Source organism: Vibrio sp. FF266, from assembly GCF_041439695.1.
In the GTDB taxonomy this organism is placed as follows: Bacteria; Pseudomonadota; Gammaproteobacteria; order Enterobacterales; family Vibrionaceae; genus Vibrio; species Vibrio tasmaniensis_A.
On record NZ_JBGOOO010000021.1, the window covers coordinates 75,052 to 87,596 of the forward strand.

Sequence of the window (12,545 nt, forward strand, 5' to 3'; positions counted from 1 at the left end):
TTCCTTTGCCTCTCATAGCTATCGCTACATGTCGAATAAACTTAGTACGATGCAATGACCAAGAAGCCAGAACCCAACAGAGTAACTATCGCGGGAATACCATCCTTCCACGTATCGAATCTCAAATGAAAGTAAATCGCCCCTAGTGAAGTACTCGCTAATATCAAACCTCCCATCAGTTGCGTATGTTCAGGTGCTAAACCAACCAAAGCACAGAGCAACAATACAGCTCCAGTAAACTCAACCATGCCAACTAGAAACATGATGACGCGATTTAATCCATAGCTTTTAAAAAAGCCAAGCTGGATTTCAAACACTTTCTTTTGCCAAGCAATTGTCTTGATTGAACTCGCCAATAAAAAGAACACCACTAGTAATACACTCACTACTGTACTCATGTTGCCACCTTTCTTAAGAATCATTAACCTAGTGGAATCATTTAACCATTCATAAATAGAACGATAAATGCTAGTTTTATGATAGTTAGGATTCCAATTTGGAATGATTGGGTTTAGGTACAAGATATAGGACAACTAGAATGGATAAAATTGAGTGTATTCGTATCTTCGTGGAAACTGCGCAGCTGAACAGTTTTACTGCTACTGCCAATAAACTCGACGTGACACAAAGTGCCGTAAGTAAAAAGATTGCGTGGTTAGAAAGTGATTTAGGAATGACGCTGTTTCAGCGAAACAGTCGCAAAATATCCCTAACCCATGCAGGCAAAGACTACCTGACTTATTGCTCCCGTTTACTCGAAGAGATGTCTACCATAGAAAGTAGGCTCAAGCGTGAAACAGAATCCGTGGAAGGTGAGCTTAAAATATCTGCGCCAAGTGCTTTTTCATCGATGTTACTCAGTGAGCCGCTTCAAGCTTTCATTGAACAGCACCCAGGTATCCGCATTAACCTCAGCATCGATGACCGCATCGTCAACCTTAATGAACACAATATTGATGTTGCCATCCGCGCGTCACAACTCAAAGACTCAGGGCTAAAAGCACGCTTCTTGTTTAACAACAAAGTTCACTACTTCGCATCACCAGATTATCTAGAAAAACAAGGGATTCCTCTGTATCCACAAGATTTGAGCGAACACCAATGCTTAACCTACTCCCTGATGAGCCCTGCGAATGAATGGCGTTTTACCGACAAGAGCGACAAAACTAATACCATTAAAGTAAATCAAATATTCACTTCAGATAGCCCAGATATGCTACTTAAAATGGCTCGACAAGGTTTAGGTATTGTTGCTTTACCGGATTGGATGGGCAAAGAGTATGTTGAGAAAGGAGAACTAAAAAGGTTATTGGAAGATTGGAGTAATAACCAGCTACCAATGTACGTGGTGTATCATGCGAGCGATTATTTGCCCCAAAGAATCCGAGTGTTTATCGATTTTCTTGCGAAGTATTTGAGCGCAAGGAATAGTTAAAGCTCTAAGAACAGTTAGAGCTCAACTAACATCGATAGCTAAGATAAAGTCTTAACCCATTACATCCTTGCGCTGATCAACACATTCAAAAGAGGCCATTTCGAATTCACGACAGATCCAAGGTCGGTTTTCGTAAATAGTACACATCAGTGTTTCTCTATCTACAGCAGAACACCAACCGTCGTCGAGTCGCAACATCGTTTCGCCGCCCCATTCATCATAAGCGATATGCTCTTCAGGTACGCCTGTATCTGTGATGATCATAACCTCTAAACGGCAACAGCATGCCTGACAATTAGCACATGTTACTTCGGGTTCGGTTACGTTCTTTATCTCAATCGTCATAAGTGACTACGCTGCTAAATTTTGCGTATAGTAATCGAAACCGACCGCTACGGCTAATAAAGATAGTGCGGCGCAGTGTTTTGATTGATGTAGAAATAAAAATAGGCGCTGTGATTTACTCACAACGCCCATACTATTTATGGTTTTCCATCGCGACTTGTCGCCACTATCTCGCTTTACAACAGACTAGCCTCGATTTAGAACAGACTAGCAAAAAATAGCTTTACGTAGTCCATCAAGCGTTTGAACAAGCCAGCCTGCTCTACCGCTTCCAACGCGATCAAAGGTTGAGTTTGAACATCTTCACCATCAACGGTGTAATGAACAACGCCTAAGGTTTGGCCTTCTGAAATCGGGGCTTTCAGTTCAGATATTAGTTCAATCGATGCCGTTAACTTTTTGCTGTCTGACTTAGGCAGCGTAATAAACGTATCTTCTGCAACGCCTAGCTTCAACGTATCTTGAGCACCAAACCACACCTTCTCTTCAGCGACTTGGTCACCGCCTTGATGAGGGTTTAGAGTATCGAAGAAACGAAAACCATAGCTCAACAATTGTTTGCTGTCTGACTCACGACTCTTAACGCTTGATGCGCCCATCACAACCGCAATAAGTCTCATCTCACCTTGTGTCGCCGAACTCGCTAAACTGTAGCCGGCACCAGAGGTGTAGCCTGTTTTCATGCCATCGACCGTCAAGCTTCTATCACGTAATAAGCCATTGCGGTTGTGTTGTGTAATCTTGTTGTAGCTAAACGAGCGTTCGCTGTATAAACCATACACATCCGGTAAATCGCGAATAATCGCACGGCCTAATAGAGCGATATCATAAGGCGTTGAATAGAGATCGTCCGCATCTAAACCATGTGCATTCGCAAAATGGGTATTTTCCAGTTTTAGCGAAGCTGCCCAAGAGTTCATCAAGTCAACAAATGCATCTTGTGAGCCTGCAACATGTTCTGCAATCGCAACACTCGCATCGTTCCCTGATTGAATAATCAAGCCACGGTAAAGATCCATCATCGCGACATCAGTGTTCACTTCGATGAACATTTTTGAAGAATCAGGGAAGTTTTTCGCCCATGCGTTTTCGCTAATTCGCACCTGATCATCCGCAGAGATGTTACCTCGTTTCATCTCTTGTCCAGCCACATAACTGGTCATAAGCTTGGTTAAACTCGCTGGGTTCAACTTAGTGTGTGCGTTTTTTTCTACCAGCACATCACCAGAGTTAAAATCAATTAACACATACCCTTTTGCGCCTAGGCTAGGTGGGCTTGGTACTATAGAAGGTGCCGCGACAGCAGTATTTGCTACGATCGCTGCGTTACTTACAATGAACATACTTAATAGAGGGAGAGAGTATTTTGAGAACCGTTTCATTGAATTAAACCTAAGTTAACGTTTTGTTCAGTATAGACAAATGCTAGCAAAAGAAGCGCGAACTTTACGTTGCTTTACGTATTTGTACGGTTCGTTACAAATAAAAAAGTATAATCTGCGACCTGTCCGTTTTTTACACAAAAACGATTGACTCAATGAATGCATTCAACACTTCGCTTTACCTCTCGGGCATACGTCTAAATAACATTTCAACAAAGCCCATAACCCGCTGTTTGCTTTCGCTCGGCTCTAAATCAGGTTGGATACCAGACTGCGCCAGTGCTTGCCACTGTATAACTTCCGAATTAGGAACAAAAAAAGCAATATACAAAGATCCTTTCTCGCTTACCTTTCCATCATCACTATAAAATGGCACACCTGTAGATAGCTGAATCGCATCAAAGATCGATTCATCGTTCAGTTCAGATTCTTCAGCTAATCCAAAACCCACTACGACATCACCAGCCCCGGATTTCAACTGATAACCTTTCAATGAAAGTTGTTCTTTAATCGCTTCGCGTACAAGATCAGTGACGACCGTCTTGTCATATTTTTCAGAAAGGTACACTTGCTCTGATTCGGGATGCCATGAGTACGTGACTACCCCATGCTTCATGAAATCAAAGTCACCACTGGTCACCACGCCATAATTGTGAGTTGGAGTCGTTTCATTGGTTGTACACGCTGTCAGTCCAATCGCTATCAAAGCCAACAACGCGACTTTATTTACGCCTTTTGTTGCACATATGAATCGTTTTATCATTCGCGGCTTCCTTTCCTATACAAGAATAATTATCAATTTGACCTTCAACATAAACAGTAATTATATTAATAGAAAGATCATTAAACGTTTGCGTAATCGCTAACCTTCACTTCTACTCATTTTGGGGGTTTAACCACAGAAATAGACTCGGTATAGTAAACTTAGTTAAACATAACCAAACCATTCGGGGCACGGAGCTTCCTCAATCATCTCATGAAGAGAAGAATTGGTACCGATAAAGCATCGGCAAATTTAAGAGGGTCACACAATGGAATTCAATATGGTTGAAATTTTAGGTTACGCGGCATCTATTATGGTCGCAATTTCATTAACAATGAAAGATATCGTGCGTCTGCGTGTCCTTAACTTTGTTGGCTGTACTCTATTCACAGCATACGGCGTTATGATTGATGCATGGCCAGTGGTTGCAACCAACGGTTTCATCGCTTGTGTGAACATCTACTTCCTTGCAAAAATGCAAAAGGAAAAAAAAATGAAGCGATGAAAGCAGCAAAAGCTTAGATTAACGGCCAGCACTTTCAAACAATTCTAAAAAAGCCCAAATAGAACGTTCTATTTGGGCTTTTTCATGCTTATCAGTTTTAGAAAACTTCAATGACAGACAATACGATATTGACTCTCTCTGTATACCTGTGTGTTATTGCGTCCATTCTTTTTCGCTTGATAAAGTGCTTTGTCAGCTTGGTCTATCGTGCCTTCTATGTGGAACAGTGCATTTGCATAGCGACACCCAACACTGACCGTTACAGGTAACACTAACCCCTCAATTTTTTCGACGCTACGCCTAAGCTCTTCCGACAACTCGTACAATTGATATTCATTGCAATCAAAAGTCACAAAGATAAATTCCTCACCGCCATAGCGAGCAATTAGACGATTTTCATTTGCAAATTGCTTCAATACTTTTGCAACGGCACAGATCACTCTATCGCCTTCATTATGCCCGTGTAGATCGTTTACCGATTTAAAATGGTCAATATCTAGAAGAATGATACCAACACCTTTTAACGGATAAGGCGAACACTCTAAAATTCTCACCTTAACCTGAGAAATAAAGTCCCGCCGATTACTCAACCCCGTAAGATAATCTAAGCTAGCTACATCTAAGATCTTTAAATGACGGTGCCGCAGGTAAAGCACCAAAACGGCGATGATGCTAAGCAAACTTATAACCAAGGTCATCAAACTAACTAGCAATAAACTGTGGTTCTTATTGAGCTCTTGCTCCAAAACTCCAGCAGAAATGATCCAATTCAGATATGGGTAGAACTTATAGAAAATGTTTTTGTTTGTCGTACCGTTGTCATCTGAAATTGAGTAACTAAAATGCCCTTCAGGCTCAGCAACGACCTTATCGATGAGCAACTCTGATGAATAACCAATTAAGGCTTTCAAGTGTTCGTGTTCAAAATTGGGTCGGAGGACTAGCTCGCCTTGCAAATCAACAATATATACATAACCACTATCGCCATATGAATACTTTCTTAGTTTATCTTTAAGCGCTTCGAGATCGACCAAGTACATGAGTTCATCTTTATAAGTGGTCGCCACCAATGTATTACCACTCGGTAGCCTCACTGAATACGCGACCTTCGCACGCTTGCCGACTTCATGTGGATTAGCATGAGAATACTGAGTCATTCCAGACTTTGAGGTCAGTTGCGTTTGAATATGGGTTAAATGCGCGCGATTTTGCCCTTGTAAAAACGGATGATACAGGTGGACACCTTGTGGTGACATCAAATAGATATAACCTGACTCTCCAATCACCAATTCGTTAGCAATTCGGATGACTTCTTTAACTTCTTGTTCTGGAGTGACACCTAGTGTGTGAGAAGCGACAGTATCAGTCACACCTTTGAGATAGGTTTTAATAGCTTCGTTAACGGTAGTATCTACGATGTCGTAGCTTGCGTTTACAATAGTACGGAAGAAGAATTGATTAGACTCTAAAAGTGATTCTTTGGTTCGGTTAAATTGAATAGCAGAGAGGACCAAAGATACGAGGGCCAACACGATGGAAAAGTTGAGGATATACTTACGTCTTACTTTCAAAATCACCTCATAGCTTTTAAATTTTAGGTAACGCTATTGTTTTTATAAGTAGATTGTTTTATATCATATTTATCGATTTTACTGAACGATAGTCGATATTAATAGCGCTTTTCATGTGCAATCTCTGACTTATAACAAAAACGCCGAACTGGATTCAGTTCGGCGTTTTGATTTTACGTTTAAATTGATAACTTAATTTATACTAAAGCCCTGATAAATCGACTTAAAAGCATTCGCATTTATTACCTATTACTACGCTCTATTGTCTATAAATACATTGCTTAGCATTAAATTAAGAGCACACTTTGGTCCAACTGCCGTCACTTCCCGGCTCGGCACTTGTCCACCAGTTTGCTTGGTAAACACTACCGTTATGAACCACTTGGTCGCCCGTGTTTGCGTGGCTTGGGTTACCCGCCCAATCTTTCTGAGGTAAGTCGGGATATACAGCTAAACCCGCAGTATCGCATGTACCTGGGTTGGTACCGCCATCACCAGGATTACCGCCACCAGTACTGATATCACCCAGTGGTAGATCCGGCTGCTCAAAGCTAAATGCATAATCGACACTATTCACATTCACTGTATAGTTTGCAGGGCCAGAAATTGGCAAGTAATAAACCATATCGAGTTCATACACACCACCAGCAGGAAGCTCTTTCCATGCAGGTAATGTAAACGCTACTCTGTGCATCGGACCATCTAGACCACCAATATTATTGGCACGAGTGTGACCAGAAGCAATCACAGACAAACCACCGCCCGATTGATCTTTTGCGTTATCAGGCGCAGACACTGGGATATCGAACTGGAACTCAGTACCACCAGGAAGCGCTTGACCTGTATTGTTTGTAAACGTGATCTTAGGGTTAATTGGATAGTTTTGATCACCGACTTTGAAGCCACCTACAGAAACAGTAATATCTAATGCTTCCGTTGGGATAGCACCCGTTGCAACCTTGTTTCCATATGGAGTAGCTGACTTAAACTTATCGTAGATAGCTTTCGTCATAGTGTTACCCATATGGAACTCACCGTTTCCGCTATTACACGCCTGTTCGGTTGTATCGATTGAAGTTCGGTTACCGTTCGCATCGAGTACGTAACAGTTGTAATCCCCTGCTAGTTCCCAGAACATGATGCCACCGATTTCTTTGTCGATAACGTAATCGGCTTTCACATCGATAGAATCTTTATCTTCCGTTGAAAGGAATACGCCCTTCTCTGCGTTCCACAACCAAGGAGCAACAGCCACGCTGTCATAGTTACGCGTGTAAGTCCCCATTAGAACATCTGAAGGATCGTTAACAGGATCAAGCTTGTAAGCTGCTGCATAAGAACCCCAAATGCCTTTCTCTAAGTTCTTCGCATGCCACATTGGGTTTGAACCTGCACCCATTTCGTTGCCTTTCGGATCAGTATCGTGCCACATGTTATCGATACCAATTGCGCCATGGCCGCAGTTGTTCTTCTCGCCTTCACCAGTACCTGCTGAACATTCAGCTTGGTTTGGCAGTGCTGCTCGGCCCCAAAGACCATTCTCACCACCAGTTACACCTTGCCAACCACGTGTGTAGTAAGGCACACCGATGTTAATACGACCTGCTGGCATAGAACCACGGAAGTAGTGGTAGGCCCAATCCGTATTCAGGTAACCGATACCGCCGTAAGCCGCTGTGCCGTATACGTTCCACTGTGCTAACTCTGAATCTTTACCTGTATCAAACAACGCAGCGTTATGGCCTACGTGATCGTTCCACGCACCGTGAAGGTCATAAGACATGATATTTACGTAATCGAGATATTTGGTTACATCGAATGTTTCCATACCACGCAGTAGGTAACCCGAAGAAGGCGCTGCGATCGTTAACATGTAGTGATTGCCATCTTGCGCGGAGGCTGCATCAAGCTTCTCACGCAACACTTTCATCAACACTTGGTAAGAAGCCCATAGGTATTGACGACGTGGTTCCATAAAGTCTTTATCGTACGGATTACCTGCGCCCGCCATTGACGTCGGGTATTCGTAATCGATATCTAGACCATCGAACTGGTATTTACGAAGCATTTCAACCGCTGAAGTTGCGAATGTTTCGATACCTTGATGGTTAATAGAACCGTCAGCATTGGTCGTCATGGTATAGAAACCACCATCAGCCACTCGGCTACCATCAGTGGCGAAGTGGCCACCGGTCTCCGCCCAACCACCGATTGAGATTAAAGTCTTAACATCGTGTTTTTTCTTCGCTGTCGCTAATGCTCCGAAGTGACCTTTGAAGCCTAATGCTGGGTCAACTTCCACGCCCGGCCACTCTTTACCAACCGCTGCGTTGTTCGGATCGTTCACATCACCCACGTTTACTTTGCCATCAGAGCCGATGCTCACGAAAGCGTAGTTAATGTGTGTGAGTTGTTCCCAAGGAATGTCATTTACTAGGTAAGCAGCTTGTGGGTCATCCCCTGCACGCCAGCTGGTGAAGTAACCAATGACACGACGTGGGTGATCCGCGCCCATTTTCTCACGGCCTTCATCATCGTAAATCGTACAATAAGGAACATCGACACCTTGAGTTTGATACAAGCCATCAGGTCGACAAGTGCTCACCGTTGGTACGCCATTCACCGTCAAAGAAGCCAGCGCTGAATCTGTCGTTGCGCCTTGATTGTCAGTCGCTTTTGCGTAAACCGCTAAAGAACCCGCTTGAGTGGTTGTGTAGTTAAGCGTGTATGGGCTTGTCGCAGCCGTTCCGACTAAAGAACCTGCCACATAAAAATCGACCTTATCAACCGTACCATCGCTGTCTGTTGCCGTTGCGGTAAGCGTTACCACACCACCAACATCAACCGAAGATGCAGAAAGCGCAACCGATACTGTCGGCGCTTCATTTCCAGGTGTAACTGAATCGACAGAAATAGAGACCGCGCTCGCTAAGCTAGCCGCGCCTTCATTGTCTGTAGCAACAACCGAAACCTGATGGCTACCAGACGTTGCAGCCCAAGCCGCTTCGAAAGGTGCAGCTGTTACAACCGCAACTGAAGTTCCATCAATGAAGAATTCAACCGAGGTAACACTGCCGTCAGAATCTAGCGCCGTTGCACTCAAGACCACGTTATCGCCTTCAGTGATTATGTCAGAGGCTGATGGAGTCGTTAACGAAGCCGTTGGCACTTCATTGGGCGTACCACCACCGCTACACACATCAACCTTCTTCCATTGTGCATGGTCACCTTCGAATTGGTTTGGGTTGTTATTTTGATTCCAATAATTGGCTTTGTAAGCACTACCGTCATGTGAAACTTGATCGCCGCCGGTGTAAACCGTGGCAGGATCCCACGCTTCTAACGTTGAGCAATCCACAGCCGCATAGCTATTGAAAGCCATTAAGCATGACGCAGTGAGAGTACTGAGTGTAAAAACCTTTTTGGCCACTCTTCCTTGATTTAGGTGCATGTTTGCAGTCCCTTAAGTTGTTGTTTTAAGATATTTAAAGTAAATGACACTTTTCTTGCCACTTAAATTCCTTCGCAAAACAACTGTAGGTAACAGTGCCAATTAAACACCTAAAATATTCCTTATTTATAAAATGACTCGCATTAATTTGTTTATAGCATGCAATGACTCGACACTTATTTTGCACCAACAACTAATATTAATTTATTTCGCAAAGCTAAAAAAATAGTGTCTCAAGAGTCAGAAATGTGATTTGAGTTTGAGAAAAATTCGTATCAAAACTAACCAAAAAGTAGGGATTTATTGGCGATTCGGGATTATTTTATGAAATCGCCCACTTTTTGATTACAAATATGTTAGTATCAGCGGCTTTTTTGACGAGCCTCACATTTTTATCCGAATGTGGGAGAAATACATAGGCTTGAAAGAGCCAAATATAGCGAAGAAATAATGTCCAACTTGACGCAAGTCGCCAACGAAAACATCAACGCAGAATCTACTTCTATCGATTTCAATAGAGCTCAATCTTTGGGTGAAAAACTGGAACTCGGAAACCCAGTCTTTTGGCTGAGTGGCAGTTTCCTGACCCTCTTTGTCATCCTTGCTTTCACCAACACCTCCGTATTGTCCGAACTTGTCAACATCGGCTTTAGTTACTCAACTAAATGGTTCGGTGCTTTCTGGCAAGTCCTACTACTACTCAATTTCATTATCGGTTTAGTGCTTGCACTAAGTCGCACAGGCCATGTTCGTTTAGGGAAGCTTGCCCTACCAGAAATGACTACGTTTAAATGGATGTCTATCGTCCTATGTACACTCCTTGCGGGTGGTGGCGTGTTCTGGGCAGCTGCAGAGCCAATTGCTCACTTTGTTTCAGCTCCACCGCTGTATGGCAATGCAGACCTTCAAGCGATGGCATTCAATGCACTATCACAATCTTTCATGCACTGGGGTTTCCTTGCATGGGCTATCTTAGGTGGTCTCTCTTCGATTGTGCTTATGTACTTGCACTACGAAAAAGGCCTTCCTCTTAAGCCACGCACCCTGCTTTACCCAGTACTGGGCGACAAGGCAATCAACAGCTGGATTGGTAACGTCGTTGATGCGTGCAGCATTGTGGCAGTAGCCGCAGGTACAATCGGCCCTATCGGCTTCCTTGGCCTACAGATCAGCTACGCACTGAGCGAACTATTTGGAATTTCTGACAGCTTTGCTACCCAAAGCGTCGTTATTCTATTCGCTATTGCAATGTATACGCTGTCGGCATTAAGTGGTCTAAGTAAAGGCATCCAACTGGTAAGCCGTTACAACATCATCTTATCGGTGTGCCTAATCGTTTACATTCTCCTTGTTGGCCCAACCAGCTTTATCATTGATGGCTACCTACAAGGCATCGGTGAAATGGTCGACAACTTTATCCCAATGGCGCTATACCGCCAAGATACTGCGTGGCTAGGTGGCTGGACTGTATTCTTCTGGGGTTGGTTCTTAGGTTATGGCCCAATGATGGCGATCTTCATTGCTCGTATCTCACGTGGCCGAACTATTCGCCAAATGATCGTTTCCATCAGCATCGTTGCACCGCTTGTGACTTGTTTTTGGTTCAGCATTGTTGGTGGTAGTGGCTTAGCGTTTGAATTAGAGAACCCAGGCGTAATATCTAGCGCATTCGAAGGTTTCAACCTTCCAGCTGTACTACTAGCTATTACTTCGCAACTACCGTTCCCGACTCTGATTGCAATCCTGTTCCTTATCCTGACGACCACGTTCATTGTGACCACAGGTGACTCAATGACCTACACCATCAGTGTAGTAATGACTGGTACTACAGAACCTAACTCAGCAGTTAGAACGTTCTGGGGCGTCATTATGGGGGCAGTGGCTATCGCGCTTATCTCAATGGGCTCTGGCGGCATCTCAGCTCTGCAGTCGTTCATTGTGATCACTGCCGTTCCTGTTTCGTTTATCTTGCTGCCATGTCTATGGCATGCACCGAAGATCGCGAAGCAGATGGCAAGAGATCAAGGTCTCGCTTAATACCTAATCCGATTTAGTTTCGGATAGCGTAGAACACTAAAAAGCCACTCAAGTGATTCACCTGAGTGGCTTTTTTTATCTGTTCGCTGTCGACTTTATTAATAGTTATGTCTACTAGCGCTTGTATCTACCGAGATTTCGGCTTATTGAAACTTTTCACCAGCAGCAACCATGAATGACATCTCAACCAATAGTTCAGGGTTAGCGAGTTCTGCTTTCACGCACGCACGGCTTGGCGCGCAGCCTTCAGGGAACCACGCTTCCCACACTTCATTGAGTGCATCAAAGTTAGCGAAATCCGTTAGGTAAATAGTCACTGACAATACACGAGATTTATCGCTGTCAACCAAACTCATCATTTCTTCAGCTTGTTCGAAGATTTGCTGAACCTGACTCTTAATTCCTGCCGTTGTATCCGTCTCTGGTACTTCAACAAAGCTTGCAATACCGTTAAACACAGTCACATCAGACCAACGTTTGGTCGGGTTAATTCTATGGATTTTCACTGGTTATACTCTTCTTATAATTAGGGTGCACATCAGCGTAATCTAATCCAAATTCCTAACATTGAAAACAAAAATTAGAAAGCTCGTAGTACCTGCAAAACAGCACTATCGCCAACCTATGACTTTGGTGTTCAACATCACTAGCCTACGCATTAATATCAAAACAATAAATCACCATCTATTGAGTCTCTAGATAAATATATTAAGTATTACTCTCAACGCGAAATTTAATCTGAATTCTTGCGGTCATATTCAGAGATTTTATTAAATGGAGTACTTTTATGCATGTTCAAACCTATGATTTAAAACAGAGTAATGTCGGATACAACCTAGGCGTGATTGGTGTAGCATTAGTGTTAGCTTGGATTGGTATTTACAAGTTTACGCCAACTGAAGCGATGCTAATTGAGCCTTTAATTGCAAACCACCCAGCAATGAACTGGCTTTACAATCTATTCTCGGTACAAGCAGTGTCTAACATGGTGGGTGGTGCAGAGTGATCTGCTCCAGTAAGACTGGACACCGCATTAAGCGACATATTGTTTTTCAA

10 protein-coding genes and 1 pseudogene are annotated in these 12,545 nt (G+C 43.3%); 4 read left to right on the plus strand and 7 right to left on the minus strand.

Translation table 11 applies throughout. The features are described from left to right. Positions 1–41: 41 nt before the first annotated feature. Positions 42–422 carry a DoxX family protein gene (locus tag ACED59_RS15880; RefSeq protein ID WP_017097506.1) on the minus strand — a complete coding sequence of 127 codons (381 nt, stop codon included), beginning with the start codon at positions 420–422 and terminating at the stop codon, positions 42–44. A gap of 116 nt (positions 423–538) precedes the next feature. Between ACED59_RS15880 and ACED59_RS15885 the strand changes: the two genes are divergently transcribed. Next, complete coding sequence (locus ACED59_RS15885) at positions 539–1,435, plus strand: LysR family transcriptional regulator (protein WP_009845496.1); 897 nt, start codon at positions 539–541, stop codon at positions 1,433–1,435. Positions 1,436–1,486: 51 nt separating this feature from the next. On the opposite strand, the gene ACED59_RS15890 is transcribed toward ACED59_RS15885, so the two are convergent. The 3 genes from ACED59_RS15890 to ACED59_RS15900 all read right to left on the minus strand — a co-directional run bounded on the left by ACED59_RS15890 (position 1,487) and on the right by ACED59_RS15900 (position 3,925). Then, positions 1,487–1,780, minus strand: a complete 294-nt coding sequence (locus tag ACED59_RS15890; RefSeq protein ID WP_012600484.1) for a YkgJ family cysteine cluster protein — start codon at positions 1,778–1,780, stop codon at positions 1,487–1,489. A 197-nt stretch (positions 1,781–1,977) separates the two neighbouring features. Beyond that, positions 1,978–3,162: a D-alanyl-D-alanine carboxypeptidase family protein gene (locus ACED59_RS15895; RefSeq protein WP_017097507.1), complete on the minus strand. Its 1,185-nt coding sequence runs from the start codon at positions 3,160–3,162 to the stop codon at positions 1,978–1,980. 178 nt (positions 3,163–3,340) lie between these two features. Beyond that, a complete protein-coding gene (locus tag ACED59_RS15900) occupies positions 3,341–3,925 on the minus strand; it encodes a DUF4136 domain-containing protein (RefSeq protein WP_009845499.1) in 585 nt (194 codons plus the stop codon). A 268-nt stretch (positions 3,926–4,193) separates the two neighbouring features. On the opposite strand from ACED59_RS15900, the gene ACED59_RS15905 reads away from it, so the two are divergent. After that, the gene (locus tag ACED59_RS15905; protein WP_371705045.1) at positions 4,194–4,430 is read left to right on the plus strand and encodes a YgjV family protein; all 237 of its coding nucleotides are present in this window, start codon (positions 4,194–4,196) and stop codon (positions 4,428–4,430) included. Between the two features lie 107 nt (positions 4,431–4,537). Here the strand turns inward: ACED59_RS15905 and ACED59_RS15910 are convergent, their stop codons facing one another. Further along, positions 4,538–6,001: a sensor domain-containing diguanylate cyclase gene (locus ACED59_RS15910; protein ID WP_029223882.1), complete on the minus strand. Its 1,464-nt coding sequence runs from the start codon at positions 5,999–6,001 to the stop codon at positions 4,538–4,540. Between the two features lie 292 nt (positions 6,002–6,293). Next, entirely contained in the window at positions 6,294–9,452 is a 3,159-nt protein-coding gene (locus ACED59_RS15915; RefSeq protein ID WP_017101777.1) for a chitinase C-terminal domain-containing protein, read from the minus strand. A gap of 450 nt (positions 9,453–9,902) precedes the next feature. Here ACED59_RS15915 and ACED59_RS15920 point away from each other — a divergent pair, with 450 nt between their 5' ends. Next, the gene (locus tag ACED59_RS15920) at positions 9,903–11,489 is read left to right on the plus strand and encodes a BCCT family transporter (protein ID WP_029223883.1); all 1,587 of its coding nucleotides are present in this window, start codon (positions 9,903–9,905) and stop codon (positions 11,487–11,489) included. A 143-nt stretch (positions 11,490–11,632) separates the two neighbouring features. On the opposite strand, the gene ACED59_RS15925 is transcribed toward ACED59_RS15920, so the two are convergent. Continuing rightward, positions 11,633–11,995: a RidA family protein gene (locus ACED59_RS15925; RefSeq protein ID WP_017097511.1), complete on the minus strand. Its 363-nt coding sequence runs from the start codon at positions 11,993–11,995 to the stop codon at positions 11,633–11,635. A 281-nt stretch (positions 11,996–12,276) separates the two neighbouring features. On the opposite strand from ACED59_RS15925, the pseudogene ACED59_RS15930 reads away from it, so the two are divergent. Continuing rightward, positions 12,277–12,492 (plus strand): annotated as a pseudogene (locus ACED59_RS15930) (DUF417 family protein); the annotation flags it as partial. Between the last annotated feature and the right edge of the window lie 53 nt (positions 12,493–12,545).